Source organism: Serratia sp. TSA_130.1, assembly GCF_052691795.1.
The window spans coordinates 127,402-153,957 of sequence record NZ_JBQZFS010000004.1; the positions used below are offsets into that span (position 1 = coordinate 127,402).

26 protein-coding genes are annotated in these 26,556 nt (G+C 59.7%); 8 read left to right on the forward strand and 18 right to left on the reverse strand.

Annotated features, from left to right (window positions below):
* Positions 1-5 precede the first annotated feature (5 nt).
* Positions 6-578, reverse strand: coding sequence for a cysteine hydrolase family protein (locus ACUTQY_RS16215; protein ID WP_046687016.1), 573 nt, complete (start codon positions 576-578; stop codon positions 6-8).
* 238 nt (positions 579-816) lie between these two features.
* Here ACUTQY_RS16215 and ACUTQY_RS16220 point away from each other — a divergent pair, with 238 nt between their 5' ends.
* Positions 817-2,016, forward strand: a complete 1,200-nt coding sequence (locus ACUTQY_RS16220; RefSeq protein WP_046687015.1) for a multidrug efflux MFS transporter — start codon at positions 817-819, stop codon at positions 2,014-2,016.
* A 172-nt stretch (positions 2,017-2,188) separates the two neighbouring features.
* On the opposite strand, the gene ACUTQY_RS16225 is transcribed toward ACUTQY_RS16220, so the two are convergent.
* The 4 genes from ACUTQY_RS16225 to ACUTQY_RS16240 all read right to left on the reverse strand — a co-directional run bounded on the left by ACUTQY_RS16225 (position 2,189) and on the right by ACUTQY_RS16240 (position 4,776).
* Positions 2,189-2,680: a nuclear transport factor 2 family protein gene (locus tag ACUTQY_RS16225; protein ID WP_033643018.1), complete on the reverse strand. Its 492-nt coding sequence runs from the start codon at positions 2,678-2,680 to the stop codon at positions 2,189-2,191.
* A gap of 9 nt (positions 2,681-2,689) precedes the next feature.
* Positions 2,690-3,142 carry a MoaF-related domain-containing protein gene (locus ACUTQY_RS16230; RefSeq protein ID WP_099783007.1) on the reverse strand — a complete coding sequence of 151 codons (453 nt, stop codon included), beginning with the start codon at positions 3,140-3,142 and terminating at the stop codon, positions 2,690-2,692.
* Between the two features lie 311 nt (positions 3,143-3,453).
* Positions 3,454-3,888, reverse strand: coding sequence for a glyoxalase/bleomycin resistance/dioxygenase family protein (locus ACUTQY_RS16235; protein WP_046687014.1), 435 nt, complete (start codon positions 3,886-3,888; stop codon positions 3,454-3,456).
* A gap of 18 nt (positions 3,889-3,906) precedes the next feature.
* Entirely contained in the window at positions 3,907-4,776 is an 870-nt protein-coding gene (locus ACUTQY_RS16240) for a helix-turn-helix domain-containing protein (RefSeq protein WP_046687013.1), read from the reverse strand.
* Positions 4,777-4,954: 178 nt separating this feature from the next.
* On the opposite strand from ACUTQY_RS16240, the gene ACUTQY_RS16245 reads away from it, so the two are divergent.
* Positions 4,955-5,872, forward strand: coding sequence for a DMT family transporter (locus ACUTQY_RS16245; protein ID WP_046687012.1), 918 nt, complete (start codon positions 4,955-4,957; stop codon positions 5,870-5,872).
* Between the two features lie 54 nt (positions 5,873-5,926).
* The gene (locus ACUTQY_RS16250; RefSeq protein ID WP_046687011.1) at positions 5,927-6,823 is read left to right on the forward strand and encodes a PhzF family phenazine biosynthesis protein; all 897 of its coding nucleotides are present in this window, start codon (positions 5,927-5,929) and stop codon (positions 6,821-6,823) included.
* Positions 6,824-6,870: 47 nt separating this feature from the next.
* On the opposite strand, the gene ACUTQY_RS16255 is transcribed toward ACUTQY_RS16250, so the two are convergent.
* From ACUTQY_RS16255 to ACUTQY_RS16285, 7 genes are all read right to left on the reverse strand, one after another.
* Positions 6,871-7,401: an imm11 family protein gene (locus ACUTQY_RS16255; protein WP_046687010.1), complete on the reverse strand. Its 531-nt coding sequence runs from the start codon at positions 7,399-7,401 to the stop codon at positions 6,871-6,873.
* An 11-nt stretch (positions 7,402-7,412) separates the two neighbouring features.
* Positions 7,413-8,168 (reverse strand): macro domain-containing protein, encoded by a 756-nt coding sequence (locus tag ACUTQY_RS16260; protein WP_052752689.1) that lies wholly within the window; start codon positions 8,166-8,168, stop codon positions 7,413-7,415.
* A gap of 154 nt (positions 8,169-8,322) precedes the next feature.
* Positions 8,323-8,724, reverse strand: a complete 402-nt coding sequence (locus ACUTQY_RS16265; RefSeq protein WP_232093707.1) for a hypothetical protein — start codon at positions 8,722-8,724, stop codon at positions 8,323-8,325.
* Positions 8,725-8,736: 12 nt separating this feature from the next.
* Positions 8,737-9,195, reverse strand: coding sequence for a hypothetical protein (locus ACUTQY_RS16270; RefSeq protein WP_019456326.1), 459 nt, complete (start codon positions 9,193-9,195; stop codon positions 8,737-8,739).
* A gap of 188 nt (positions 9,196-9,383) precedes the next feature.
* Positions 9,384-9,854: an immunity 26/phosphotriesterase HocA family protein gene (locus tag ACUTQY_RS16275; protein WP_232093708.1), complete on the reverse strand. Its 471-nt coding sequence runs from the start codon at positions 9,852-9,854 to the stop codon at positions 9,384-9,386.
* Complete coding sequence (locus ACUTQY_RS16280; RefSeq protein ID WP_445583344.1) at positions 9,854-14,101, reverse strand: RHS repeat-associated core domain-containing protein; 4,248 nt, start codon at positions 14,099-14,101, stop codon at positions 9,854-9,856. The genes ACUTQY_RS16275 and ACUTQY_RS16280 overlap by 1 nt, the downstream gene beginning before the upstream one ends.
* A 31-nt stretch (positions 14,102-14,132) precedes the next feature.
* Entirely contained in the window at positions 14,133-14,564 is a 432-nt protein-coding gene (locus ACUTQY_RS16285) for a DcrB-related protein (protein WP_033643010.1), read from the reverse strand.
* A gap of 232 nt (positions 14,565-14,796) precedes the next feature.
* Between ACUTQY_RS16285 and ACUTQY_RS16290 the strand changes: the two genes are divergently transcribed.
* Positions 14,797-15,801, forward strand: a complete 1,005-nt coding sequence (locus ACUTQY_RS16290) for an alpha/beta fold hydrolase (RefSeq protein WP_033643009.1) — start codon at positions 14,797-14,799, stop codon at positions 15,799-15,801.
* A 69-nt stretch (positions 15,802-15,870) separates the two neighbouring features.
* Complete coding sequence (locus ACUTQY_RS16295; protein ID WP_046687006.1) at positions 15,871-16,521, forward strand: dihydrofolate reductase family protein; 651 nt, start codon at positions 15,871-15,873, stop codon at positions 16,519-16,521.
* Positions 16,522-16,562: 41 nt separating this feature from the next.
* Here ACUTQY_RS16295 and ACUTQY_RS16300 read toward each other — a convergent pair whose 3' ends face one another.
* Positions 16,563-18,179 carry a serralysin family metalloprotease gene (locus tag ACUTQY_RS16300; RefSeq protein ID WP_060660743.1) on the reverse strand — a complete coding sequence of 539 codons (1,617 nt, stop codon included), beginning with the start codon at positions 18,177-18,179 and terminating at the stop codon, positions 16,563-16,565.
* A gap of 411 nt (positions 18,180-18,590) precedes the next feature.
* Here ACUTQY_RS16300 and ACUTQY_RS16305 point away from each other — a divergent pair, with 411 nt between their 5' ends.
* Complete coding sequence (locus ACUTQY_RS16305; protein WP_033650455.1) at positions 18,591-18,944, forward strand: protease inhibitor Inh/omp19 family protein; 354 nt, start codon at positions 18,591-18,593, stop codon at positions 18,942-18,944.
* A 4-nt stretch (positions 18,945-18,948) separates the two neighbouring features.
* Here the strand turns inward: ACUTQY_RS16305 and ACUTQY_RS16310 are convergent, their stop codons facing one another.
* A complete protein-coding gene (locus ACUTQY_RS16310) occupies positions 18,949-19,470 on the reverse strand; it encodes a chromate transporter (RefSeq protein ID WP_046688471.1) in 522 nt (173 codons plus the stop codon).
* Positions 19,467-20,033 (reverse strand): chromate transporter, encoded by a 567-nt coding sequence (locus ACUTQY_RS16315; protein ID WP_042785697.1) that lies wholly within the window; start codon positions 20,031-20,033, stop codon positions 19,467-19,469. Before ACUTQY_RS16315 ends, ACUTQY_RS16310 begins: the two co-directional genes overlap by 4 nt.
* A 103-nt stretch (positions 20,034-20,136) precedes the next feature.
* On the opposite strand from ACUTQY_RS16315, the gene ACUTQY_RS16320 reads away from it, so the two are divergent.
* Complete coding sequence (locus tag ACUTQY_RS16320; protein ID WP_033643004.1) at positions 20,137-21,048, forward strand: LysR family transcriptional regulator; 912 nt, start codon at positions 20,137-20,139, stop codon at positions 21,046-21,048.
* 290 nt (positions 21,049-21,338) lie between these two features.
* Positions 21,339-22,508 carry a cupin domain-containing protein gene (locus ACUTQY_RS16325; RefSeq protein ID WP_042784444.1) on the forward strand — a complete coding sequence of 390 codons (1,170 nt, stop codon included), beginning with the start codon at positions 21,339-21,341 and terminating at the stop codon, positions 22,506-22,508.
* A 36-nt stretch (positions 22,509-22,544) separates the two neighbouring features.
* Here the strand turns inward: ACUTQY_RS16325 and ACUTQY_RS16330 are convergent, their stop codons facing one another.
* From ACUTQY_RS16330 to ACUTQY_RS16340, 3 genes are read right to left on the reverse strand one after another with little or no spacing between them, the layout of a single operon-like run.
* A complete protein-coding gene (locus tag ACUTQY_RS16330; RefSeq protein WP_047026158.1) occupies positions 22,545-23,849 on the reverse strand; it encodes a c-type cytochrome in 1,305 nt (434 codons plus the stop codon).
* A gap of 11 nt (positions 23,850-23,860) precedes the next feature.
* Positions 23,861-24,319, reverse strand: a complete 459-nt coding sequence (locus ACUTQY_RS16335; RefSeq protein ID WP_046687003.1) for a (2Fe-2S)-binding protein — start codon at positions 24,317-24,319, stop codon at positions 23,861-23,863.
* Positions 24,319-26,541, reverse strand: a complete 2,223-nt coding sequence (locus tag ACUTQY_RS16340) for a xanthine dehydrogenase family protein molybdopterin-binding subunit (RefSeq protein ID WP_046687002.1) — start codon at positions 26,539-26,541, stop codon at positions 24,319-24,321. Before ACUTQY_RS16340 ends, ACUTQY_RS16335 begins: the two co-directional genes overlap by 1 nt.
* Positions 26,542-26,556: the final 15 nt, after the last annotated feature.

Consider the following 26,556-nt stretch of genomic DNA (forward strand, 5'->3'; position numbering starts at 1 on the left):
CTGCATCAACGTTCGCCCAGCTGTTCCAGCGTGACGATATCGGCGATCGTCGCGAGCGTTTCCATGGAGATCCGGTGTTCTTGCGCGGTGGCTGCGGCGCAGGCCTCTTCCAGCACCCACACCTGATAATCACGATCGTGCGCGTCACGCGCCGTCGCCTGTACCGCCCAGGTGCTGCTGACCCCGCAAATTACCAGCCGCTCGATGCGGCGGGCGCGCAGTATCGCGTCCAGATTGGTGCCATAAAAAGCGCTGACGCGCGGTTTTACGATCGTTAATTCGCCCAGCTCTGACGCCAAATCGGGATGAAAAGCCGTCCCGGGTTGATCCAATGCGATAGCGCCAAATTGATGTGCCTGGCCGAACATCCGGGATTGTTTGGGCTGATCGATATAACCGGCGGCGAACCCGACTTTGACCAAAATACGCAGCCAATCCTTGCGCCGCGCGAGCGCTAATGCGCTGTTTGCCCGCACGATGACGTCGCGCTCAATGACCTGCTGCGCAGAACGCGCGATTTTTCCCTCAGGATGGGTGATATCAACGATGTAATCCAAAGCGATCAATGCGGTATTCATAGAGAGCTTCTCCTTGCCGCCGACACGACGATATGGGTAGAAGATGGGGCCGCCGAGCGGCCAGGAGGAGTAGCTTAAAATAAATACCTATGATAATATAGCTATTAATTTATAGCAAAATGTAACGACACGGCTGGCTTTACGTCTGCTCACGCAATTCTTCCGCGCCAGCCCATTCGCAGTGTTATTATTAACGTGCTTAATATCCCCTCCAAATTCAACGTGGTACGACAAATCAATGGAAGCGTGGAAAATCAATCTAATCTCGGTCTGGCTCGGGTGTTTCTTCACCGGGCTGGCGATGAGCCAAATCCTCCCTTTTCTGCCGCTGTACGTCGAACAACTCGGCGTCAGCGATCATCAATCCCTCAGCCTGTGGTCCGGGCTGGTATTCAGCGGCACCTTTTTGGTCTCTGCGGTGGTGTCGCCGCTGTGGGGCAGCCTGGCCGACCGTAAAGGCCGTAAGCTGATGCTGCTGCGCGCTTCGCTGGGCATGGCGATCGTCATCGCGCTGCAGGGGCTGGCCACTAACGTGTGGCAGCTGTTCGCGCTGCGCGCCCTGATGGGGCTGACGTCCGGCTATATTCCCAACGCCATGGCGCTGGTCGCCTCGCAGGCGCCGCGCGATAAAAGCGGCTGGGCGCTGGGCACGCTCTCGACCGGGCAGATCTCCGGCGTGATCGCCGGGCCGCTGCTGGGCGGGCTGATGGCCGACCATCTGGGGCTGCGGGTGGTGTTTTTCGTCACCTCCGGGCTGATGTTCGTCAGTTTCCTGGTGACGCTGTTCCTGATTAAAGAGCGGCGCATCACGGTGAAAAAAGCGGATCAGCTGAGCGGCAAGGCGGTATTCCGGTCGCTGCCCTATCCGGCGCTGATCGTCACCCTGTTCGTTTGCACCCTGATGATCCAGCTGGCCAACTCCTCCATCAGCCCGATCCTGACGCTGTTCATTCGCGAACTGTCGGGCAACGTCAGCAATATCGCCTTCGTCAGCGGCATGATCGCCGCCGTGCCCGGCATCGCGGCGCTGATCTCCGCGCCGCGCCTCGGGCGGCTCGGCGATCGCATCGGCACCGCGCGCATTCTGATCGCCGCGCTGCTGTTCACCACCGGCCTGTTCGCCGTGATGGCCTGGGTGAATACGCCGCTGCAGCTGGGCATTCTGCGTTTTCTGCTGGGCTTCGCCGATGGCGCGCTGATGCCGGCGGTGCAGGCGCTGCTGCTGAAGTATTCCTCCGATCAGGTGACCGGGCGCATCTTCGGCTATAACCAGTCATTTATGTATCTGGGCAACGTGGTCGGCCCGCTGCTGGGTTCGGGCATTTCGGCGATGATGGGGTTCCGTTGGGTGTTCGCCGTGACGGCGGTATTGGTGCTGTTCAATGCGCTGCAGCTGCGCCATCAGTTCAAAAAAGTGCAGCCTAAACGCGCGGGATAGCGGGGAATGCGAGGGAAGCGCCTCAAGCAGTGGCGGGACAATGACGCCCATCAACCGTGCCGCCACTGCCAAAGGCGGCCGTAGCCTACTCGACGCGATGAACGTTTGGTATTTATGTAAGTAAATAAAGTGTTGCAGGCGCGTAGAGGGCCGCCGCAGCGGCCCTTTTGCATCAGAACATGGTGTTGTCGTTGGCCGATTTTTCCGGCACATCCTGATTGACGTCCCAATGCTCGGTGATTTTCCCCTGATCGTTCACCCGATAAATATCCACGCTGGCAGTGCCGCGATCCTGCGGGTTATTTTGATATTTGACGTGAACGTAGACCAGATCGCCGTTGACCGCGCTGCGGTATATTTTAGCGCTGTACTGCGGGTTGTCTTTGAAGGTCTGGCTGAAGAAATCGAGGAACGGCTTGATGCCGTCGCCGACGAACGGGTTATGCTGCTTGTAGTTTTCCACAATCAGCTTCCGCGCCACGCCGATGTCATGGCGGTTGAAGAAGCCCGCGTACAGATCTTCCACCACCTTCAGCTTTTGCTGAGCATGATGATAACCGCCCTTGCCGGCCGATTTGTAAGACGCCGCCTGATCCGTTGACAGCGCCGGGTAACTCGCCAGCAGGCCGCCGACGATCGCACAGGTGATCAATGCCTTTTTCATAACTGCTCCTTAGTTTCCTGAGTGACCTACAATTTTCAGCTGCCCTTTCAGATGGGTGAAGCTGCCGTCCTTGGCGGCGATGTTGGTGTACACCTCGCCGCGCTCGAAGTCCTCGATATGCGTCACGTTGTCACCGGACTGCGGCTCATGCCAGTAGACCATGTAGACCTTCGGCCGAATTTCCACCGCGGTGTACTGCACGGTATCGGTGATGCCCTGCGACGCCTCGCCGATGCCGGTGAAGGTCATGGTCTTGTCATCGGTAAAATCCAGCTTGAAGGCGAAATCGCCAAAGGTCACCTGCACCACTTTACCAACCGCAATAAACTGCCCGTGTTTTTCCGTCATCGTCGCCGCCTTACTGTTTGTCAGGGAGGTTTGCGCCGCCGTAGCGGCAGGCAATGCCAGGGGGAAAGTCAGGGCTATCGCCAGCGCGATACCCGTTCGCTTCACTGTTTTCATCGTTCCTTCTCCTTTCCGTGGTTGAAAACGAGAATCATTATTATTTCTTAACGGTTAGCGGAAATATAAGAATAATCTCTATTCCCATCAGGCACCTGACGACGCCAAAAGAGGGTGAAAAATCGCCGTGAAATGGCGTGGCAATAGCGCGTTCTGACCCTTGGTTTTTACGCAATGAACGGGATTACTGTTTTCAGGATGAGGGATAGCTCGGGGATTCGGTAGGTCTATAGCGCAGATAGCTTTAAGCTAATGCGAATTTGTTCTTAAGCCGCCCGCCGCAGGGAGAACGGCGGCGAACGGCGCGGCGTTTAACGCAGCCAGGGCGTATAGGTGACGCCAACCAGCAATCCTTCCGGGCTGAGCAACCGGGTAACGCTTTGCCCCCACGGCTCTTCACGGTTGGCGACCAGCAGCCGATAACCGCGATCGATTAGCCCTTGGGTGGCTATCGCCATGTCGGCCACGTCAAATTCGATCCACGCCTGCGGCGCCGCGAGATCCGCCGGCCAGCGCTCGTCGCCAAAGCAGGACTGCGCCGCCTGCGCCAGCGGCCACAGGGCGAAGTGTTTCACCCCGTCCAGCGCACCCTGCTCGGCCAGCAGATAGCTCTCGTTGCCCGGCATCGGCTTGAGCGGCAGCCCCAGCGCCTCGACATAAAACGCCTTGCTCGCGTCGCTCTCACGCGTGATGGGCCCGAATCCGGCGACAAACAACACGCCCAGGCCCGCAAATTGTTGTTCCATGCTTACACTCCCATCCGGTTAGCGCCCCTGCCGCACCTGCAGCGGAGCAAATCCAAAGGCCGCCTTGAAGCGGTTGCTGAAATGGCTGGCGGAGCTGAAGCCGCACGCCAGCGCGATCTCGGTGATCGGCTGTTGGCTATGCCGCAACAGCTGTTCCGCCCGTTGCAGCCGCGCGCGCATCACGAACTGGTGCGGCGCCAGGCCGGTGGCGTGCTTGAACATGCGGGCGAAGTGGTACTCGCTCAATCCAGCCTGCGCCGCCAGATCGGCCAGCAGCAGCGGCCGATCGAGATGGCTTGCGATATATTCCCGCACCCGCCTGGCTACCGCGGGGGCCAGGCCGCCGCGCGCCGTCGGCAGCGTCCACTGCAGCTGGCTGTAGCGTTGGATCAGGTGCGACATCAGCAGGTTCGACGCGCTGCTAAGCGCCAGCAGATTGGCGCTGTCCCGCCAGTCGCAGTTAAGCAAAAACTGGCGATACAGCAGCGTAATTTGCGGATCTGCGCCAAAGCTGCGCGGCTCTACGTTAATCGCCGCCGGGCTGCGATCCCAGGTTTGCTCCGCCAGCCGGCGCAAATGCCCGTCGGTGCAATACAGATGCACGAACGACAGATCGCTGCGCACATCCCAGGTAGATGCATACTGGCGCGGCATGATGCAGAACCGATCCGGCCCGCCGCCGTTGCGCCAGCCGCCCGGCACCTGCTGGTAACACTCATAGCCGTCGGCGACGTATAGGCTCAGGGTATGGTGGTCGGCGCTCTCCTGCGTGACGCGATCGTTGCAGTTGGACCAGGCCGCCAGCTCCACGCCGGTGCCCAGCAGCACGCGGCCGTGCAACCGCGCTTTATGCTCACGCAGTGTTTCAAACGCCTGATAGTTGGACATCGCCGGCCCCGTTGTTCGACATGCCGACAGTGTAAAGAGTGGCGCCTCGGCATGCCAGCGGCCGCCCCGCGCTTTTGGCAAAAAAAGCGCAAGAATATGCAACTGGGCGCAAGGCGCTGCAAGCGCGGCCGCACGCCAAAGCGGATACTGCGCCATCGGCTTTTTCGGAGTGAATAGAATGAATGCGCTGTTGTACCTCGCCGTGGTGCTGATTTGGGGCACCACCTGGATTGCGATCACCCTGCAACAGGAAGGCCCGGTGGCCATTCCTGTCTCGATCGCTTACCGCTTCGCCATTTCCGCCGCGGTGATGTTCGTCGTCTTGGTGTTGCTGCGGCGTCTGCGCCGCATCGCCCCGCGCGATCATTTGTTCTGCGTGTTGCAGGGCTGCTGCGTGTTCGGTTTCAACTTCTTCTGCTTTTACCACGCGGCGGCTTATATCAGCAGCGGGCTGGAATCGGTGATCTTCTCGATGGCGGTGCTGTTCAATGCCCTCAACAGCCTGCTGTTTTTCCGCCAGCGCCCCAGCCCCAACCTGCTGCCGGCGGCGCTGCTGGGGTTGACCGGCATCGTGGCGCTGTTCTGGCAAGACCTGGCCGCCACCCGCATGGCGCCGGAGCTGCTCAAAGGCATCGGTCTGAGCGCGCTCGGCACCTACGGCTTCTCGCTGGGCAATATGATCAGCGCGCGTCATCAGCGCCGCGGGCTGGATATCTTTTCCACCAACACCTACGCCATGACCTACGGCGCGATGCTGATGGCGCTGATCGCCCTGGCGCAAGGCGCATCGTTCCAGATCGAATTCAGCAGCCGCTATATCGGCTCCCTGCTGTACCTGGCTGTCTTCGGATCGGTGATCGCCTTCGCCGCCTACTTCAGCCTGCTCGGCCGCATCGGCGCCGGCGCGGCGGCTTACAGCACCCTGCTGTTCCCGCTGGTGGCGCTGACCATCTCGACGATCTACGAAGGCTACCAGTGGCACTTCAACGCCGTGCTGGGGCTGTGCCTGATTCTGCTGGGCAACCTGGTGATGTTCGCCAAGCCGGGGCTGAGGTGGCGACGGGCAGGTATGCCAAAACAAAATTCAACCCTTTGAAGCCATTGGCGAATATCGTTATCATCAGGTTTTGCTGATAACGGATGATGGCCAATGCTCAGAAGCGATGATGTGACACCCCGCGCCTACAAACAGGTGGACGTTTTCACCGCCACGCCGCTGCTCGGCAATCCCGTGGCGGTGGTGCTGGAAGCCGAAGGGCTGAACGACGCGCAGATGCTGGCATTGGCCCGTTGGACCAACCTTTCGGAAACCACCTTTGTGCTTAAACCGACGCACCCGGCGGCGGATTATAAAGTGCGCATCTTCACTACCGAAAAAGAGCTGCCCTTCGCCGGCCACCCGACGCTGGGCACCGCACACGCCCTGCTGGAAGCCGGATTGGCGCCTAAACGCCCCGGAACGGTGATGCAGGAATGCGGCGTCGGCCTGGTGGCGATCAATATCCTGCCGGAAGGCGCATTGGCGTTCGCCGCGCCCGAAGTCAGTTTTCGCGCGATGGCGGTTGAGGAAACAGAACGGCTGATGGCCGCTTTACAGCCGGCGGTGATTGAAGCCGATACCCTGCCGGTGATTGCCGAGATGGGCATTCGCTGGCTGATGGTGCGCCTGCCGGACGCACCATCCTGCCTGGCGGTGACGCCGGATCAGGCCACGATTAAACGGCTGCAAACGGCTTGCGATGTGGATGGCGTGGTGATCTATGGCCCCTGCTCCGCAACCGAACCGGCCGATTACGAAATGCGCGCGTTTATGGTGGAATGCGGTGTTTTGATTGAAGATCCGGTGACCGGCAGCGCCAACGCCTGCCTGGCGCGCTTATTGAGGGCCAACCGCTTTCCCGACGGCGGCCAGACCGCACAGGGCTACCAGGTGCGCCAGGGCACCCAATTGAATCGAGATGGCCGCGTGAGCGTGCGCTTTATTGACGGCGAACCCTGGATCGGCGGGCACTGCCGCACCCTGATTAATGGCACATTGGGTATTTAGTTTGGGGGAGGAATAGGAGGATGGTGAGCATCTTTTGGGAACGTCAATTAGCAACGCTCAAAGCCTATGTTTAGCTGTTCTTCATTACATAGGTCAACAAACTGCTGAGAGACAATTATCCTTTCACAATAGATGCTATCCCTGGCAATAAAGAACTCCCTGTCACACTTGTAAGCAGGCACATCAATGAGCTTGCTTCCATCCTCAAGTTCTCTGAACGTCGAGGCTTCCTCATCAATAATTGAAAAATAATTATTCACTTTACACAGAAACATCGTTTCAGTTACGTTTTCTACCGCGCACTCATAGAATGACATTTCAGAAGAAACCTTACGTTCAAATACAGCCTTAGCCCTTTTTGAAAAAATTGGAATTCCGAGACTGGCAGGAAAATAGTCATGCAAATTAAAAATGTCGCTACTCAAAACGCTTGGCATTTTCCCTTTTGGCCGTGAGTAGGATAGGAACTTACCATCACCTTCATTCCAAATAAAAAAGCAGGACAATCTTGATTTCGGATCGAGAAAATAAATCAAGTTATCGCCAAATGTAAAGCTACTGAAAGTATAGAAGTTCATGTCACTCTCACTCAACCTAATTTAACGATGTTGCATTTTATTTTCTTTCTTGCTAAGCGCTCTTTGATTAGGGAAAAAATAGCATCCCAATCACCACCTCCCAATCCTGCACCAATCATAGGCAATTGTATACTAAGCCTTTCTTTTAATGCATAATCAGAAACCAAACTTAGGCATTCTTTAAGTGCTTCATATGAAACATACTGAGCATTATCATCTTTACTTTTCTTTAGCCCATCCTGAGCCAACATATTTGCAACATATATCCGCTCATTTTCGTTCACACAGATGAATTGTACATTCCCGAGAAAAAAATCCTTTTTTTCAGAGAACCACTTTAAATATTCTTCCTTTACTGCTGGATAGCGTTTTGAAAGAGGAACAACAAAGCCTTTTCGCCACTTACCCTTATTATTCACAATATGAATGATCATTTTAGATTTTGACAAAGGAATAGATGCATCACCATAACTAAAACTGACATAGTCATTCAAAACATCAGTGGTGATTGCCTTATCCCATTCACTTTCAAATTCAAGACTAGTTATCAACTTTGACTCAGAAAGATCAAGCTCACTTTTCTTACCATCATAAAGTAAAAAACCTATATCTTCGTGCCAATCTTCCAAAGATGAGGATGAATAATACAAATCATTTATTATAGTTATTTGTCTTGTTGCAACATCGCCATTAAACTCAGTATAGATCCTCCCCTCGCCAGAAATGAGTTCACATGTACCTTCATAATAATTCTTATCGGATTTCACAGTTCTTTCCTCCTCCCACGACAGATGAAATAAGTTATTTCTAACAGTCAATCACCATGTTACTTACAATAACCCTCTAATTTTCAATGCTACTATCAAAAAACTCAAAGCTTCAATTAACCACTAGCATTCAATAATCTCGAAATCCTTTGAACTATGAAATAAGAAAACCGAAAAAATTATTTGGTTCTAAAGACAATAGCCGCTCATCGTCACCTGTCTTATACTTTAAGAAAACCCCTGAGAACGGAGCGTTACTATAATTTACTCCAACTATCCTAACCTCCTGCTCAGTTTTAAATGACTGGGAATAAATTGACATCATAGAAAATTGATCATCCACATCCACCTCAAACCACGGAACGATGTTTTCAACCAAATGTGAATTAACAATCCCATCATTACCGATGTAAACATCAAAAACAGCCTCACCTGATATAAAGTAAATCCTGTCATACATCGGGTGAAAAATCGGTGGTGTATCCGAATCTATGTAGTCAGTGACAACTATATCACTCACACCAAATTTAATTAAATTCTCACTAAACTCACTCATATACTCCATAAGCTAACGCCAGAATGAAAAATCAGATACGAAAATCTCGTTTATTATCAGCCCACCAGGAATATGGCTTATCGCATCGGCGACCTCATCATATGGAGGTGGGAGTATAAACGAAACACCAAAGTCATCATTAATAATGATTGAACCATTGTATATTTTCTGTGACATCGTCAGCTTGATTATATCTATCACTTTCATTCCGGGGAATATGATTCCATTGTAGCCCCCTTGATAATGAGCATTACATCCAAGTGACAAAATGACACCGTCCTTATCTGTTACGACGGTCAAGGCATTATCGACTGTATATGAATTTCGCTCACTCCCGTCAGGTAGGAAGCGGCTTTTAATCTTAACGCTAAATCTGGAGTGCATCTCATTAATATATAATGAAATATTTTCATTTAGAGCGACATTCCCCATGGAAACACCCGACACAATCCTAGCGTTAAAATCAATCATGTTAGACACCGTAATATTAAATGATTTGTCAATGTGTACGGATGGATATTTCAAAATTACCAAGCCTGCTCGTTTGGATATTTCTCCTTATAAATATCACCCCAGAGATTTTATCGACCTATTCGAGCCACCATTATACTTAGATGGCTCTCAATTGAACAACCTATTAGTGCATAATCATTTGAAAATTAAATGGCTAGCAATTTTCGCACATGCATGTCATTACTAGGCATATATGGTGGATAACGTTCTGAATCTTTATCAGAAACATTTTCACTATTCCCATACATATCTACTTTCTTTCTACTCCCTAAAGCACCATATACAAAATAGGTGTTTTCGAATTTTTTAGCCTGCCCTTCCTGATGCCCTATAATTCTCCACTCACCAGAGATTTTCTTATCAAACAGACTATATGCATCCAAAATTATTGGGTGTGACCCAATTTGTGGATTAGAGAACAGATCATCTGGCACCTTCGGCTCTTTCGAGAACGCATCAAATATTTCTGCCGAGTGACCAATGCTAACCTTAGATATAATCCGCCCAAAACCATACTTTTCATCCGTTAGCTTAAAGCAGAATACATCACCCGGTTTAATAAACCTGAGCATTGTCCTTGGTTTCTTTTCCCAACCCCAAAATTCGAGTTTATTCATCAACATTTACCCCCTAACCTTTTCTTATTTCCATAAGCATCTTTAAATGCTGCTGCGCGAGGATCTGTACGGCCATGATCGAATGAATTGTATTTATTCCCTCTATTGGTCGAAGATATTTCCTCACCTATAACGCCAGTGCGGGTTTTATATTTCTCTATATAATACTGCTCATAACCACGGGCTTGACCATACTTCACGTTTTCATCTAAAGGAATCATACCCGTATTGCCACCTAAACGACCAGTATCTAAATGCTCTGCTGAACGTCTAGGTAAATCATTGGTGATACCAACATAGTATGGGTCGCCAATTGGCATGCCATTCACATCTAAATTATATAAGCCATACACATGATAACCAGAAGCATCAATTGCCGTTAACCCAAACGGATCCACCCACATCAGCGGGTTCGGCGCATACTGATACAGGTTCAACCCGCCGCGCAACCCTATCGGATCCTGCGTGGTGAAACGCCCCACCTCGGGTTCGTAGTAGCGGAACAGGTTGTAGTGCAGGCCGCTTTCGTCATCCTGGTATTGCCCGGCGTAGCGCAGCGGCTGCTGATATTGCGCGCCCTGCCGCTTCGCCGCGCCGGCCACCGTCTGGCCCTGCAGCTTGCCGAAGGTGTCGTATTGCCCGGACCAGCACAGGTTGCCCGCCGCGTCGGTCACCTCCAGCGGCGCGCTGTTCAGATCGGTGTGATACCAGTAAATATCCGCCGAGCGGCTGTCGCCCGCCTGCTCCAGCGCCGCCAGCGGGCTCCACGGGCTGGCCGGATCGTAGCTCCAGCTGCGGCGGCTGCCGTCGTCGCGCTGCTCCTGCAGCAATCGGTAGCCCTGCCACAGGAAACGGGTCGTCTGTTCGGTTTTGCCCTTGTAGCGCACCGCCTTGCGGCTGCGGCGGCCCAGCGCGTCGTAATGATACTGCGCCTCGAACTCGCCCTGCGGGCCGCGGCCGCGCGCCTGCACCAGCCGGTTGTCGGCGTCGTAGCGGTAGTGCTGTTCATACAGGCCGTTGCGCCGGCTGATTAGGTTGCCCCAGGCGTCATAACGGTAAAACAGTTTTTGCCAGTGCGTCAGACGGTTGTCGGCGATCGGCGCCAGCGGCAGGTGCGCGTCGATGTCGTTCTGCGGGCTGCGCTCGCCCAGTAGGTTATCCGCCAGATCGTACACCAGCCGCGCGCCCGGTTTGCCCTGATTGGGTTCGCGGTGTTGCAGCAGGCGGCCCTCGGCGTCGTAACCGTAGTGCACTTCGCCGCGCAGCGCGTCGCTCACCCCGGCCAGCTCGCCGCGGCCGGTGTAGCGATAAGCGCGCCACAGCACGCCGTCTTCCGGCCGGGTCAGTTTGTCGTGGCCGAAGGCGCTGCTCTGCCAGCTGCGGCGGCCCATGGCGTCGTAACGCCGCTGCTGCTGCAGCGCGCCCTGGCTGCGGCCGGTTTCCCGGTGCAGGCGATCGCGGGTGAACTCGCTCACCACCTGCTGGTTGAATTTGATGGCGCTGGCGTGGCCGGAACCGTAATACAGCCACTGCAGGCGATCGCCCTGGGGCAGCGTCAGCGCCTGCAGGTTGGCCAGCGCATCCCATTGGTATTGCAGTTCGCCATTCACGCCCTGCTCGCCGAGCAGCCGCCCGGCGGCGTCATAGCGCATCTGCACGCTGTCCGGCTCGATGCCAAGCGCCGCGCCGCTCGCCGTCGGCAGGCGGTTCAGCTCGCGCAGCCGCCCCATGGCGTCGAAACGGTAATGCCATTCCGCGCTGGCATTGCCGCGCCAGACCAGTTGCCCGGCCTCGTCGAAGCGGAAGCGCTGTTCGCGCTGCGTCAGCTCGCCCGCGCTGCCCGGCAGGCCGACCTCACGGTGCTCTTCCAGCAGCCCGGCCGCGCCGTAGCGATAATAGTGGCGGGTGTCGTCCGGGCGCTCTTCGGTCAGCACGCGGCCCACCGCATCGTAGCTGAAGCGGTATTCGCCGCCGTTGCCGTTCTCCAGCCGCGTCAGCCAACCCTGCGGGCTGTAGTGATAGCGCCGGGTGCGGTTGATGCGATCGGTGATGCTGACCGGCAGCCCCAGGGCGTTGTACTGCCAGCGGGTCTGGCTGCCCAGCGCGTCCTGATGTTCGGCCAGCTGGCCGTGCGCGTTCCAGTTAAAGCGCTCTTCGCCGCCGTCCGGGTGGATCAGGGTATGCAGGCGGCCGCCGTTATCCCACCGGTAGCCCGTCTGGTGGCCTTCGGCATCGGTCTGCGCCGTCAGTTGCCCCAGCGCATCGTAGGTATAAGCCGTGACGCTGCCGGAACAGTCGGTGTAGCGCGTCAGCTGGCCGCGGGCGTCCCACTCCAGCTTCACTTCCCCGCCCAGCGCGTCGATCACGCTGGCCGGCAGGCTCTCTTCGTCATCCGGATAGCGGTACAGCGTGGCATTGCCCAGCGCATCGACATAGCGCGTCGGGCGCCCCAGCGTGTCCCAGTGCTGCGCTTCGCTGCTGCCGTCCGGGTACGCGACGGCGAACAGCCGGCCGCTGTTGCGCGAATATTGATAGCGCGTCACGCGGCCGAGCGGATCGGTCTCCGACAGCAGGCGGCCGTAAGGATCCCATTCGCTCCGGCGCTGCGCGCCGCCGGGCAGCAGCACGCTGCACAGTTCGCCGCGTTGGTAGATAAAGCCGTAGCGGCGCTGGTCGAAATCGGTGTACTGCGCCACGTTGTCGTCGTCATCCAGCCGCCACTCCGCCCGTTTGCCGTCGCCGCGCACCGCGCTGCGGCGCCCGCCGGCGAAGTCATAGCCGAACTCAAGGGATTCTCCGGCGCTGTTGCGATAGGCCGTCACGCGCGGCACGCCGTCGATCTCTTGCCATTGGTATTCGTTCAGCAGTCCGGCGGCGTCCTGGTGGCTGATCATCAGGCCGTCGCGCCAGCCAAAGCGGCGCGTCACCTCACCGGCGCGGTTGCTCACCGTCGTCAGTTGGCCCTGCTCATCGTAACCGTAGCGCGCCAGCGTCCGTTCGCCTTCGGCGGTTGGCAGCGCCACTTCGCACAGGCGGCCCTGCGCATAGCGGCACATCAGGCGCTGCCCGGCGCTGTCCACCAGTTCATTCAGCAGCCCCTCGTCGTCGTAGAACAGCGAGGTGGCGTTGCCGATGGCGTCGGTGATCATGCTGAGCCGGCTCGGCCGATCGCCCGCCAGCGGCGGATAGTGGAAAATCTGTTCGCCGACGTCAAACAACTGCCAGCTGCCGTCGTCGTTGTGCATCAGCCAGCATTTTTCGGCTTCGCAATAGGTTTTGTGGCCGCGCGGCACCATAGGGAAAGCGACGAAGTCGCCGGAAGGCGCGCGCCACACCAGGCCGTCCTGATACGGCTGCAGGCTGCTCTCCCAGAACAGGTTCCAGCCGCGGCCCAGCACGCCGTCGCCGGGGTTACCGCTGCGCCAATAGCGCTGCCAGGCGACCGGCAGGCGCGATGGCAGCACGAAATCGAGATCGTCTTCGCCGTCGAGGAATTTCTGGCCGCTGACGATATCCACCGGCCGGGCGATAATGCCGACGGCGGCGGTCGCGGTCATCAGGGTGCCGGCTCGGCAGGCGATGCGCGCCAGTTTGTTGATGCCGGGCAGTTTGCCCAGCAGTTTGCCGAGCGCCCCCAGCTTGCCGGCGGCGCCGCCCACGCCGCCCACCAGGCCGGCGAACAGCAGCGTCAGATCGGAGACCTTATACAGCCAATCCGGCACTTCGGGCTTGATCGGCAAGGTGGTGACGGTGCCGCCGCCGATAAACACGTTGGGCGAACCTTCCATCACCTGCGCGTCGCAGTTGGTTTTGTCCCCCACGCGCGAGGCGGGCTGGCCGTTGATGCTGACCTTGTCGGAGCCCTGCGCCATCTGCATGCTCGGGCCGTCGTCGCTGCAGGCCACCTGGCTGTTGGTGGCAAGCGCGGCGGGTTTGCCGTTGATGAAGACGTTGGGGGAGCCGGTGACGATATTGCCTTTGGGGGTCAGGCTACCGGCACCGGCGTCGGCAATGCCGTCGCGCGCCGCGGTGGCCGCCTCCCCGGTGAGATACCCCACCGCCAGGCTGGCGCCGATAAGCAGCACGCCGACGCCGATACAGGAAGCCGCCAGGCCGGCGACGAACAGCGCACCCGCCGCCAATGCGCCTGCGGCGGCGATCAGGCCGCCGACAATCGTGCCGGCAATCATGCCAGCCAGGGCATGGGAATGCCCGATGGTATCGCCGACGCGGGCCGCTTCGGTCATCGTAAGTTCCTTTTACGCAAAGAGTTCATCGTTAGGCCGCCCGGTAGCTGTTCAGCACCTGCTGCAGCAGCGCGTCGTCTTGCGGCGTCAGCTTGCGCGCCATCGCCAGGGTGAACACCAGCACCCGGCCTTCCGCCAGCGCGAACACCGCCTGGTTCTGCCAGATGCGTTTGCCGTCGCGCAGGTAGCTGGCGCGTACCCACTCACCGGCGGCCAGCCCATCGCCCAGCGACGCCGGCTCGCGGCTTTTGAACGCCCAGCCTTTCAGCCCCTGCGCCAGCGCATCGAGCTGGCGAGTGACGTAGCTTTCCAGATTCTCCGCCGGCTGCAGCGCATCGCGGGAAATATTGACTGAGGGGGAAACATCATCACCGGCCAACAGCACGTTGACGGTGCGATCGGCATAGCCTTCCGGCAAAGCGACGCTGCCTTCGCTGAAAGCGCAGCGGGATAAAGCGGACATGCGAGGATCCTTTTGCATAAATAATGCTTAAGCATCGCATAACTTAGCCTTGAAATAAAACCATCAGATACTGCGAATGTTGCACGGCGTGACCCCGTTCACTGTGAAAAAGACCGTTGTCGGAATCTTGCCGGGAATCAAACCGTAATATTACAGAATTATCTGAAACCACTGGCGCGCCAGCGCGCCGATTGTGGCTATACTCGGCTATCGCCCTTTTCAGGAGATCAGGATGCTGAGATTAACCCGCCGCGCGCTGCTGTGCGCCACGTTGGCCGCGTTCACCGCCGGCGCTGCCGAAACGCCGAAATTCGGCCCGGAGCTGCAGGGCTTTCACTACCCCTACCCGTTGCAACAATTCAGCTTCACCTCGCAGGGGCAGCCGTTAAAAATGGGCTATATGGACGTGCCGCCGGAAGGCGCCGCCAACGGCCGCACCGCGCTGCTGCTGCACGGTAAAAACTTCTGCGCCGCCACCTGGCAGGACACCATCAAGGCGCTGAGCAAGGCCGGTTACCGCGTCATCGCGCCCGATCAAATCGGTTTTTGCTCCTCCACCAAGCCGGCGCATTACCAGTACAGCTTCCAACAGCTGGCGCAAAATACCCACGGCCTGCTGCAGAATCTGAACATCAGCAAGGCCATCGTCATCGGCCACTCCACCGGCGGCATGCTGGCCACGCGCTACAGCCTGATGTATCCGCAGGCGGTGGAACGGCTGGTGATGATCAACCCGATCGGCCTCGAGGACTGGAAGGCGAAAGGCGTACCGTGGCGCAGCGTCGATCGGTGGTTCGAGCGCGAGCTGAACACCACCGCCGAGGGCATCCGCAACTATGAGCAGCGCACCTACTACGGCGGCCGCTGGAAGCCGGAGTACGATCGCTGGGTGGATATGCTGGCCGGGCTGAACAACGGGCCGGGCCACCGCCTGGTGGCGTGGAACTCGGCGCTGATCTACGACATGATCTTCACCCAGCCGGTGTATTACGAGTTCAAGGATCTGCAAACGCCCACCACGCTGATGATCGGCACCGCCGACACCACCGCCATCGGCAGCGATATCGCCCCGCCGGCGGTCAAGGCCAAGATCGGGCACTACGCGGTGCTGGGCAAGCAGGCGGCGAAACTGATCCCGCACGCCACGCTGATCGAATTCGCCGGGCTGGGCCATGCGCCGCAAATGGAGGAGCCGGCGCGCTTCCATCAGGCGTTGCTCAAGGCGCTGCAACCCTGAGCGGCCGGTTGGCGCAGCCGGCGCGCGGCGGCTAAACTTTCAGCTGGCACTCAATTGCAGGAGACAGCCATGCGACAGATTATTGCCAGCGCGTTCGTCAGCCTCGACGGCGTGATGCAGGCGCCCGGCGGGCAGGACGAAGACCGCAGCGGCGGCTTTCGCTTCGGCGGTTGGACCGCCCCCTACTGGGATGACGCCGTCGCGGAAACGATGGGCGAACTTTTCTCTGCGCCTTTCGATCTGCTGCTCGGGCGGCGCACCTACGATATCTTCGCCGGCTACTGGCCGCATATCACCGACGAGGCCGACCCGTTTTCCGCCGACATCGCCCGCGTGTTCAATCAGGCGGCCAAGTACGTCGCCACCCACCACGGCGAGACGCTGACGTGGGAGAACAGCCAGTGGCTGGGGCAAGACATCCTCGCCCGGCTGCGCGAGCTGAAGCGCACCCAGGGGCCGGTGCTGCTGGTGCAGGGCAGCAGCACGCTGATGCAACAGCTGCTGGCCAACGATCTGGTGGATGAACTGCGCTTGCTCACCTACCCGGTGCTGCTCGGCGGCGGCAAGCGGCTGTTCGATGACAACGCGGCGCCGGCGGCCTTCACGCTGACCCACTCGGTGGTCTCGCCCGGCGGCGTCATTGTGGCTCACTACCGCCGCGCCGGCGCGGTGAAAACCGGCTCTTTCGTGGCGGAAAGCGCCGCGGCGGCCCAGTCGTAAAAAAAGGGCCGGTCGGCCCTTTTCTCTTCCCCTTCCTCACCTCAGGCAAACAAAATATCGCTCTGCTCCACCTGCCCGACCACGTGGATCTTGAAGTCGGCGGCATAGCTGTTGCTCTGGGTGTTCATCAACAGATCGGTGGTGCCGTTGAAGGCGTCGAAGTTGAGCTGGATCTCGCCTTTCTGGCCGCTGAAGGCGCTGCCGCTGTCGATAAAGCGCAGCTCGCTCAGGCTATTGTTGAAGCGCAGGCCGGAGAGATCGATCTTGTCGATGCCGTGCTCAAAGTCTTCAATCACGTCGAACGCCGCCACCGTCGACTCTTTGGCGTTGAGATAGACGAAATAGTCGGTGAAGTTGTTGGCGTCTTTGCCGCCCCACAGATGGTCCGCCCCCCGCCCGCCGTACAGGATGTCGGAACCGGCGTTGCCCGCCAGCAGGTTGTCCTGATCGTTGCCGATGAGCAGATCGCGCCCGCTGCCGCCGATGGCGTTCTCGATGATCGCCCCGCGCGCGATGGCGACGTTCTGCGTGCCGCCGCCGACGCTGGAGAACGCGCCGTCGTTCAGGTTGATCATCTGCTGCTGGCTGTAGCCGGAGAAGTCCAGCGTGTCGTTGCCGCCGGCGTCCCACACCGCGAAGTTGACCGGTTTGCCGTTGTCCGCCGTGGCGGTCAGGAAATCACGGCCGGTGTTGGAGTTGAAGCCGTACACCGTGTCGCCGGTGCGGGTGTTCATGTTGGCGCCGTACAGCTTCTGGATCGCGGCGATGTCATCCACCATCGGCCCATAGCCATACACCCCTTTGGTGTCGGCGCCGGTGTAACCGGCGTTGAAATAGCTCATGATCGAGTATTGCAGCGAATCCTGATAATAAGCCGCGTCATTCTGATAACTCGGGTTGCCTAACGATGCGTCATAAGATCCCGGATGCGCCAGCCCCAGGGCGTGTCCCAGTTCGTGGGTGAAGGTCTGGCTGCTGAAGTCGCCGCTAACCGGCGCCTTATGGGTGGCGAAATTTTTGTTGAACCACACCGTGCCCGCAAAGGCGTTATCGCTGCCCGATTTGGAACTCGGCGGGTAATAGGCGTAAGCGTTGATGGCATTCGGGCCGCTGCCGGCGGCGGTGCTGCCGTCGGCGCGCTGGGTGAAGTAAGCGAAGGTGATGTCCGCGCGGTGGTTGATATCGGTGGACGCCGCCTCGGTGAAGGTTACGTTCGCCACGTCGGCCCACGCCTGCATCGATTTCAGCGCCTGAGCCTGCGCCGCCTGGGTCAACGGCTGCAGCCCCTTGTCGCCGTCACCGGTCTGGCCGATGCGGTTCAGCGCGCTTTGCGTCAGGAAGGAATAGGTCAGCGCGACCGGCTGATGATACACCTGGTCGCCGTTGTGCGTCAGGCCCGGCCGCGTCAACTGATCGGCGGCGCGATCGAAGCTGAAGTTATCGCGGATTTTACCCAAATTATTAATCGCCGCCCCGCCGCGCTGGTTGCTGTACAGGTTAGCGTTGTCCAGCGTGAACAGCGCGCCGTAGCCCAATCCGTCATAGGAGCTGCCGGGCTGGTGATAGTAAAACTGATAGTTATGATCGTTGGGGGATGTGGCGGCCAGGCTGGTGAACTCATCGTCATCTTGCAAAATGTCGTTGTGGCGACTGCTCATTGCATTCTCCTTTTACACACTAGGAATCCACTCGATTTGTAAGACTATTCATCAGTCGTTCTTATCTAAGCCGAGGCTTAGGATTGACCAGTATAGTGACTCACTCCGGCGGCGCGAGCCCGCCCAGCCTGGCTTCACCGCGCCGGGCGTTAAGAAGGAGATAACCATAACAATTTGTATTCTCACTATATTAATGAGAAAAATAAGCGCAATAACAGGTTAATCACTCGTCTTTTCGCGCCTTTTAGCGACGGTTAGATCAGAATAATCGAGGATTAAAAAACCTAATCCTTGCCTCATCATCCCGCCGGGAACGTGCTAAGGTGTGAACGGACAGCCGAAAGGAGTGACCCGATGCCAACCCATTTCCTTATGCGCGCCTTGCGCCGCGCCAGCCTGACAGGAGTCGTTATGAGCGTATTGTGCAGCAGTGCCCTGGGCAGTTCACTGCCGTTGCTGGAACCCGCCGCGCTGAAGGGCGACTGGCAGCTCGCCGCCATCGGCGACGGTAAAGCCGTCTGCGAGGTGCAGCTGAGCGACGAAACGGTAGCCAACACCAACGCTTTCCGCTTCAGCGCCTCCGCCGAGTGCCTGCAGCCGCTGGCGCTGCACGCGCTGCCAGTCGCCTGGCGGCCGACGCCGGACGGCATGACGCTGACCGACGCTGAAGGGAGCATGGTGGCGTTTCTGGCCCTGACCGCGCCGAAGCGCTATGAGCTGATCGACCGCAACGGCCCTTCACGCTTTGTGCTGATCCCGCGCTAATCCTTCAGGCAAACAGCAGGCCGAGCAACGCGCCGCCCGCCAGCACCCACAGCGGATGGAGGCGCTTGCTCATGCTCAATCCCGTCGCCAGCGCCACGATCGCCGCCAGCCGCCAATTGGGCGCGGAAGCCTCGGCGATCAAAAGGCCGCTGGCCACCACCAGCCCCACGGTCAGCGGCACCAGCCCGGCCTGCACGATGCGGCGCCACGGACGATCCTTAAAGCGCCGCCAGGCGCCCATCACCAATAGCGTAACGATGGAAGACGGCCCGAACTTGGCGATCGAAGAAACCAGCAGCCCCGCCCAGCCGGCCACGTGCCAACCGACCAGCGGCACGATCATCATGTTCGGCCCCGGCGCGGCCTGCGCCATGGCGAACAGCGCGCTGAACTCCTGGGCGCTCATCCACTGATGCACCTCTACCACCTGCCGCTGCATCTCCGGCAGAATGGTCATGCCACCGCCGAACGCCAATAAAGAGAGCTCGGTGAAGATCAGCGCCAACGCCATCAACACCCCGCTCATGACGGCCACCGCCACATCAGCAGAATGCTCAGCGGCGCCAGCACCAGCATGGTCGGCAACAGCGGCAGGCGCAGCCAGGCAATGGCGATCAGCGCCAGCGCGACGATCGCCAGCGCCGGCCATTTGCCGCGCAGCGGCAGCAGCATCTTGATCCCGGTCGAGAGCAGCAGCCCGGCGGCGGCGGCGGCCAGCCCGGCGAACACATGCTGCACATGGGGATCGTTTTGGAAGCGGGCGTACACCACGCCCAGCCCCACCACGATCGCCGTCGGCGCGCTGATGAGGCCCAGCAAGGCGCACAGCGCGCCGCGCAGCCCGCGAAATTCCATCCCCACCGCCACCGACAGGTTGATCACATTGCCGCCGGGCAAAAACTGGCACAGGCCGAGCAGCTCGGTGAACTGTTCCGCGTTCAGCCAGCGCCGGCGTTCCACCAACATGCTGCGCGCCATCGGCAGCACGCCGCCGAAGCCGATCAGCCCCAGCCACAGAAAGCCCAAAAACAGCGCCGCGTTGCCCGGCGCTGCCGCCGGGTGCGGTTTTAACGTATTGATATCTGACATGACATTGCCGTTCCACATCGCTTGTTTTGATGTCTGGTATCATGCGCGCCGCCGTGCCATGATGTCTAATGCATTCCGGAACAAAGAAAGATACCTTTGAGGTATGGCAATGATTGAACTGCGTCGCCTGCGGGCGTTCGTCACCGTGGTGGAAGAAGGCAACATCACCCGCGCCGCCGAGCGGCTGTTTATCCAGCAGCCGCCGCTGACCCGCCTGTTGCAGGGGTTGGAAGACGAATTGGGCGTGAAGTTGTTACAGCGATTGCCGCGCGGCGTGCGCGTCACCGAAGCGGGCGGCGTGCTGTTCGAAGAAGCCCGCGCCCTGCTGGCGCGCGCCGAACGCCTGCGCGAAGCGGTGCAGCGCGCCGCCCGCGGCGAGCAGGGCCACATCGCCATCGGTTTCACCAGTTCCGCCGCGCTGCACCCGTTCGTGCCCAACCTGCTGCGCCGCTACCGCGACATCCTGCCGGGCATCACCACTCAACTGGAAGAAGCCGGCAGCGGCGAACTGATGGAGGCGTTGCTGGAACAGCGCCTCGACGCCGCCTTCGTGCGCTCGCCGGCCAACGGCATTCCCGGCCTGAGCGTCGAGCCAGTGCTCAGCGAGCCGATGATCGTCGCCCTGCCGCTGGGCCACCGGCTGGCGCAAGAAACGCAGCAACCGCTGCCGTTGGCCGAACTGGCCCACGAGGCGTTTATTCTCTATCGCCGCCCGGCCGGCCAGGGGCTGTACGACGCTATCCTGGCCGCCTGCCACCGCGCCGGCTTCAGCCCGCGCATCGTGCAGGAAGCGCCGCGCCTGCCGGCCACCCTCAGCCTGGTCGGCGCCGGATTAGGGGTGTCAATCGTGCCCGGTTCCATGCGGCGGCTGGGCGGCGACGGCATCGTCTACCGCACTCTCGCCGCAGAAGCGCAGCTCAGCGCCCCGCTTTACCTGGCGCTGCGCCGCAGCCCGGCCTCGCCGATCGTCGAGCGCTTTCGTCAGCTGGTGCTGGAGACCGTGGGGCAGTCATAAAAAGCCCGAACGGCCAATAAAAAATGACGTTCGTTTATTATTTATTTAAGCCTGTGAGCGGTGAAAATTAATTCCAATCCATGACTATTCAACTTCCGGTTAATTAATTAAACCCGCTCTCACTTAGTAACAAACGCAAACAAATAAGCGCCTACGCAATACATTCCAGCCGCTAGGATTTAAGGGTCACAGCCTATTCCCGCCGATGACAAAAAATCATTTCAATGGCGATCGCGCCTTCCCTGTCGCCTGCTGCTGCAGGCGCACGGTTTTATATTGGAGAAAACGCTATGCTATCACGTCGTGATATATTGAAAGTCTCCGCCGTCAGCGCGGCCGCCGCCGGCATGATCGGCGGCATCGCCAAAAATGCCGCTGCCGACGACCATCGCAATATCGTGCCCCCCAGCAGCTATCAGCCGCCTGCCGATGCGCAGCATCTCTATAAATACAAATTCACCGACAGCAAAAAGCGCAGCCTGCCCAACGGCTGGGCGCGCGAAGCCACCGTCGAGCAATTCCCGATCTCCGAAGGCGTGGCGGGCGTCGACATGACGCTGGAGCCGGGCGGCGTGCGCGAACTGCACTGGCACGCCATCGCCGCCGAATGGGCGTTTATGCTGGAAGGCCATGCGCGCATCACCATCCTCGATCCCGAGGGAAAATGTGAGGTGGCGGACTTCGGCCCCGGCGACGTCTGGTATTTCCCGAAAGGCTATGGCCATTCCATTCAGGCGCTGGCGGACGGCGCGCATTTTATTCTGGCGTTTGATAACGGCCACTTCTCCGAATTCGGCACCTTCAGCATTACCGATTGGGTGGCGCATATGCCGAAAGAAGTATTGGAAAAAAGCGTCGACATGCCGGCGGCGGTATTTTCCAAGGCCAAACAGGGCGAGGCTTATATTGTCGGCGGCGCCGTTCCGCCCACATTGCCATTGCCGAAAAGCGACGGCGGATTAAATAACGCCCCGCTGACCCACCGCTATGAATTAATGAAGCAAAAGCCGTTCTTTGAAAATGACGCCGGCAGCGTCCATTTGGTGTCGTCGAAAGAATTTCCCATTTCCACCACCATGACCGGCATCATCGAGATCGTGAAACCCGGCGCAATCCGGGAATTGCACTGGCACCCCAATGCCAACGAATGGCAATACTATATTGCCGGCAAAGGCCGCATGACGGTGTTCAGTTCGCACGGCCACGCGCAGACGGAAGAGTACGCCCCTTCGGACGTCGGTTACGTGCCGCAGGGCTTCGGCCATTACATCGAGAACATCGGCGATGAGGATTTGAAGGTATTGATCGTGATGGACAACGGCATTTATCAGGATATTTCGTTGTCCGACTGGCTGGCGAAAACCCCGGCCTACCTGCTGGCGGACAACTTCAATAATCAGGTTGAGGACTGGCAGGATAGACCGAAAGACAAACGGGTGATGTCACGCCGCAGCCGCTGACGCCGCGGCGAGGGAGAATCTCCCTCGCCGCTTTCTTTACTGCTTGCGCTGCTCCGCCACCTGTTTGGCGGTGACCTTGCCCTGCTTGTCGCCGAAATGGCCAACCACAAAGTTGGCGACCGCCGCCACTTCCTCGTCGGAATACGCGTTGCCGAACGCCGGCATCATCTCATGCCGCTCGCCGACGCTGATGCTCGTCCCCTTCAGGATGGCCTGCACCACGCTGCGCCCCTGCGGATCGTTCACCGCCGTGCTGCCGACCAGCGACGCATACTCGCTCTGGCGGCCCGGCCCGTTCCACTGGTGGCAGCCGCTGCAGTCGTTGGCGAACACCCGGCGCCCGAGCGAGCTGTCTTGCCCGCCCGGCAGGATCGGCGTGGAAGCCCCCGCGCCCTTCGGCTGCAAGTTCACCGCTGCGGCGCCGTCGCCGGCGATCGGCTCGATATCGCGCAGGTATTTCACCAGCGCCAGATTATCTTCCGGCGTCAGGAACTGCAGGCTGTTTTCCACCGCTTCCGCCATCGGGCCGCCGGCGCTGCTGCGCCCCGGCGCATGACCGGTGGCCAGATATTGCGACAGCTGCTGGTCGCTCCAGCCGCCGATGCCGGTCTGTTTGTCCGGCGTGATGTTGGCGGCGAACCAGCCCTGCACCACTTCACCGCTCAGGTGCTTGCTCTGGTTAAGACCGAACCCCAGATTGCGCGGCGTATGGCACTCGCCGCAGTGGCCGAGCGCCGTCGCCAGATAGGCGCCGCGGTTCCACTGCTCGTCCTTGTTGAGATCCGGCGCGAAGCGCTGCTCCTGGAAGAACGCCAGGTTCCAGAATTTCATGCCCCAACGCTGGTTGAACGGGAACGACAGATCGTTTTGCGGGTTGGCCTGTTTCACCGGCGGCAGGCTGAACAGATAATCCTTGATCGCCAGCACGTCGTCGCGGCTCAGCCCGGTGTACGAGGTGTACGGCATCGCCGGGTACAGGTTGCCCTGCGGGCCGATGCCCTCACGCACCGCGCGCACGAACTGATCGTCGCTCCAGTTGCCGATGCCGGTTTCCTTGTCGGCGGTGATGTTGGTGCCGTAAATGGTGCCGAACGGCAGTTTAAAGGCGAAGCCGCCCGCATAAGGCGCGCCGCCCGGCGCGGTATGGCACGCCACACAGTCGGCGGCGCGCGCCAGGTACTCGCCGCGCGCCAGTTTATCGGTCATGCCGGCCGGCGCCCCGGCGATCGGCGCCGCAGGCTCCGCGCCGGCAGGCCGCAGCAGGGTATACAGCGCGTATCCTCCCGCCAACACCACCACGGCGATAATCAGCCATAACAGCCCTTTCAAGGCGTTGCTCATCACGTCTCTCCCTAACCCAACGCCTTGGCGGCCTGGTGGATGGCGGCGCGAATGCGCACATAGGTGGCGCAGCGGCAGACGTTGCCGCCCATCGCCGCGTCAATGTCCGCATCGCTCGGGTTCTTGCTTTGCGCCAGCAGCGCGCTGGCGCTCATGATCTGGCCGGACTGGCAGTAGCCGCACTGCACCACGTCCAGATCAAGCCAGGCTTCCTGCACCGCCTTGCCTTCCGGCGTGGCGCCGACGGCTTCGATGGTGGTGATTTTCTTGCCGGCGGCGGCGGAGACCGGCGTCATGCACGAACGCACCGGCACGCCGTCCAAATGCACGGTGCAAGCGCCGCACATGGCGATGCCGCAGCCGAACTTGGTGCCGGTCAGGCCGGCTTCGTCACGCAAAAACCACAGCAGCGGCATGTGCGGATCGCCCTCGAAGGTCAGCGGCTGCTCGTTTACGGTTAAATGAATCATCAGGTTCTCTCCTTGTCAGACGCCGGATTCGCAGTGGGATTATGCAGCGGTAGGCTCAGCGAGGCGCGCGGCCGCCCGAGCAGCGCCAGCGCGTTGCCGACCGCCGGAGCGATGGTCGGCACCCCCAGTTCGCCCACGCCGGTCGGTTTCTCGGTCGAGGGCACGATGATCACCTCAACCTCCGGCATCTCATTGATGCGCAGCGGGCGGAAATTATTGAAGTTGGACTGTTCGACCACGCCGTCTTTCAGCGTGATATTGCCGTACAGCGCCAGGTTCAGGCCGTAGCCGATACCGCCCTCGATCTGCGCGCGGATCACGTCGGGGTTCACCGCCACGCCGCAGTCCACCGCGCACCACACTTTATGCACTTTCGGGATGCCGCCTTCGCCGATCGACACCTCGGCCACCTGCGCCACATAGGTGTCGAACGCCTTGGCGACGCCCACGCCGCGCGCGCGTCCGTCCACCACCTTGGCACCCTGCCAGTCAGCGGCTTTCGCTACCGCGCGCAGCACGCCCGCCGCACGCGGCGCATCGCCCATCAGCGCCAGCCGCCCTTCGACCGGATCCTGGCCGGTTTCCTGCAACAGCTGATCGATAAAGCTCTCCACCGCGTGGCCGGTGTGGGTGCTGGCGACCGACCGCAGCGAGGTGGTCGGCACCTTGCCGGGCACGATATGTGCATCGCAGCGGAAGGCTTCGAAGGTATAAGGCACCTCGCTGGCGCCCTCGACCATCATCTGATCGAGGCCGTTGACCACCAGCGCATCCATCGCGCTGTGGCGCGTCCAGGAGTGGCCGACTACGGTATCGGTCCAGCCCACCACCTTGCCGCCGCGAATGGCGCCGCGCAGGCGATGCAGGATCATCGGGCGATACCACCCGTTGCGGATGTCGTCCTCGCGCGTCCATACCACCTTCACGCCGTGGCCGGGGCCGATGCCCTTGGCGGCCGCCGCCATGTCGGCCGCCAGATCCGGCCCCAGCGTCGGGTTGCCCAGATCGATACGCCGGCCGAAGCTGCCGCCCGCCAGAATGGTTTCAATCTGCACCTTCTCCGGCGGCAGCTCGAACAGATCGCACAGCTGCTTGTGGTCGAGCGTCTGGATTTGGCAGCCGTAGCGCGCCTTGACGCTTTCGCCGTCCCAGAACAGATAGCCGTCCAGCGGCTCCATCGGCGCGTGAGCGACGTAGGGGAAGGTGTATTCGGCCTCGATCACCTTATCGGCCTTGTCGAACACCTCGTCCGGCTTACCGAGACTCTTCGCCACTACGCCGGTTTTCTGCGCCACCTGGCGGAATTCGGCGTAGATTTCCTCGGTGTTGCGTCGCTCCGCCTGCGCATCGTCCCAGGTGACCCTAAGCCGATCCCGCCCCTGGATCGCCGCCCAGGTGTTTTTGGCGTAAACCGCCACGCCGGTGGCAACCTGTTTCACCGCCACCACGCCCGGCACCGCCAACGCACGTTCGGCGTCAAACGTCGCCACCTTGCCGCCGAAGCGCGGCGGTTTCTTGAGGGTGACGGTCAGCATGTCCGGCTCGTGGATATCCTGCGAGAACTGCGCGCTGCCGTTGGTTTTCGCCAGTGAATCGACGCGGTGCAGACCGCGCGTTTTGCCGATCAGGGTGAAATTGGCCGGATCCTTCAGCGCCAGGCTGGCGGGATCGGGCGGCGGCAGCGTGGCGGCCAACTCGGCGAACTCGCCGAAACCCGCTTCGCGCCCGCTGGCGGCATGGCGGATCTTGCCCGCCTGCACGGTGATTTCCTGCGCGGAGGTTTTCCAGCTCTGCGCGGCGGCCTGCACCAGCAGCGCGCGCGCCATGGCGCCCATGCGCCGCATCTGTTCATAGGCGTTGGCCACCGAGCTGGAACCGCCGGTGCCCTGGAATCCGAACGCCAGGTTCTTGTAGACGGCGGTGTCCACCGGCGCGGCCACGACCCGCACCTGCGCCCAGTCGGCGTCGAGCTCTTCGGCGACCAGCGTCGCCATGCCGGTATAGACCCCCTGGCCCACTTCGGTGTGTTTACTGATGACGGTGACGATGCCGTCGGCGCCGATCTGGACGAAGGCGTTGGCGTCAAACGCCGTCGCGCCGGCGGCGGCCGGGGCGTTCGAGCGCGCCAGCGCGCCGGTGGACGGCAGATAGGCGCCGATCACCAACGCCCCGGCGCCGACGATAAACCGCCGCCGCGAAAGCGGAACTTGGGATATGCTCATTGCTCATGACTCCAA

Bases quoted from the DNA above. Each gene is read 5' to 3' on its own strand.
- ACUTQY_RS16215 (WP_046687016.1), bottom strand. From the start codon at position 578: ATGAATACCGCATTGATCGCTTTGGATTACATCGTTGATATCACCCAT.
- ACUTQY_RS16220 (WP_046687015.1), top strand. From the start codon at position 817: ATGGAAGCGTGGAAAATCAATCTAATCTCGGTCTGGCTCGGGTGTTTC.
- ACUTQY_RS16225 (WP_033643018.1), bottom strand. From the start codon at position 2,680: ATGAAAAAGGCATTGATCACCTGTGCGATCGTCGGCGGCCTGCTGGCG.
- ACUTQY_RS16230 (WP_099783007.1), bottom strand. From the start codon at position 3,142: ATGAAAACAGTGAAGCGAACGGGTATCGCGCTGGCGATAGCCCTGACT.
- ACUTQY_RS16235 (WP_046687014.1), bottom strand. From the start codon at position 3,888: ATGGAACAACAATTTGCGGGCCTGGGCGTGTTGTTTGTCGCCGGATTC.
- ACUTQY_RS16240 (WP_046687013.1), bottom strand. From the start codon at position 4,776: ATGTCCAACTATCAGGCGTTTGAAACACTGCGTGAGCATAAAGCGCGG.
- ACUTQY_RS16245 (WP_046687012.1), top strand. From the start codon at position 4,955: ATGAATGCGCTGTTGTACCTCGCCGTGGTGCTGATTTGGGGCACCACC.
- ACUTQY_RS16250 (WP_046687011.1), top strand. From the start codon at position 5,927: ATGCTCAGAAGCGATGATGTGACACCCCGCGCCTACAAACAGGTGGAC.
- ACUTQY_RS16255 (WP_046687010.1), bottom strand. From the start codon at position 7,401: ATGAACTTCTATACTTTCAGTAGCTTTACATTTGGCGATAACTTGATT.
- ACUTQY_RS16265 (WP_232093707.1), bottom strand. From the start codon at position 8,724: ATGAGTGAGTTTAGTGAGAATTTAATTAAATTTGGTGTGAGTGATATA.
- ACUTQY_RS16270 (WP_019456326.1), bottom strand. From the start codon at position 9,195: ATGATTGATTTTAACGCTAGGATTGTGTCGGGTGTTTCCATGGGGAAT.
- ACUTQY_RS16275 (WP_232093708.1), bottom strand. From the start codon at position 9,854: ATGAATAAACTCGAATTTTGGGGTTGGGAAAAGAAACCAAGGACAATG.
- ACUTQY_RS16280 (WP_445583344.1), bottom strand. From the start codon at position 14,101: ATGACCGAAGCGGCCCGCGTCGGCGATACCATCGGGCATTCCCATGCC.
- ACUTQY_RS16285 (WP_033643010.1), bottom strand. From the start codon at position 14,564: ATGTCCGCTTTATCCCGCTGCGCTTTCAGCGAAGGCAGCGTCGCTTTG.
- ACUTQY_RS16290 (WP_033643009.1), top strand. From the start codon at position 14,797: ATGCTGAGATTAACCCGCCGCGCGCTGCTGTGCGCCACGTTGGCCGCG.
- ACUTQY_RS16295 (WP_046687006.1), top strand. From the start codon at position 15,871: ATGCGACAGATTATTGCCAGCGCGTTCGTCAGCCTCGACGGCGTGATG.
- ACUTQY_RS16300 (WP_060660743.1), bottom strand. From the start codon at position 18,179: ATGAGCAGTCGCCACAACGACATTTTGCAAGATGACGATGAGTTCACC.
- ACUTQY_RS16305 (WP_033650455.1), top strand. From the start codon at position 18,591: ATGAGCGTATTGTGCAGCAGTGCCCTGGGCAGTTCACTGCCGTTGCTG.
- ACUTQY_RS16310 (WP_046688471.1), bottom strand. From the start codon at position 19,470: ATGAGCGGGGTGTTGATGGCGTTGGCGCTGATCTTCACCGAGCTCTCT.
- ACUTQY_RS16315 (WP_042785697.1), bottom strand. From the start codon at position 20,033: ATGTCAGATATCAATACGTTAAAACCGCACCCGGCGGCAGCGCCGGGC.
- ACUTQY_RS16320 (WP_033643004.1), top strand. From the start codon at position 20,137: ATGGCAATGATTGAACTGCGTCGCCTGCGGGCGTTCGTCACCGTGGTG.
- ACUTQY_RS16325 (WP_042784444.1), top strand. From the start codon at position 21,339: ATGCTATCACGTCGTGATATATTGAAAGTCTCCGCCGTCAGCGCGGCC.
- ACUTQY_RS16330 (WP_047026158.1), bottom strand. From the start codon at position 23,849: ATGAGCAACGCCTTGAAAGGGCTGTTATGGCTGATTATCGCCGTGGTG.
- ACUTQY_RS16335 (WP_046687003.1), bottom strand. From the start codon at position 24,319: ATGATTCATTTAACCGTAAACGAGCAGCCGCTGACCTTCGAGGGCGAT.
- ACUTQY_RS16340 (WP_046687002.1), bottom strand. From the start codon at position 26,541: ATGAGCATATCCCAAGTTCCGCTTTCGCGGCGGCGGTTTATCGTCGGC.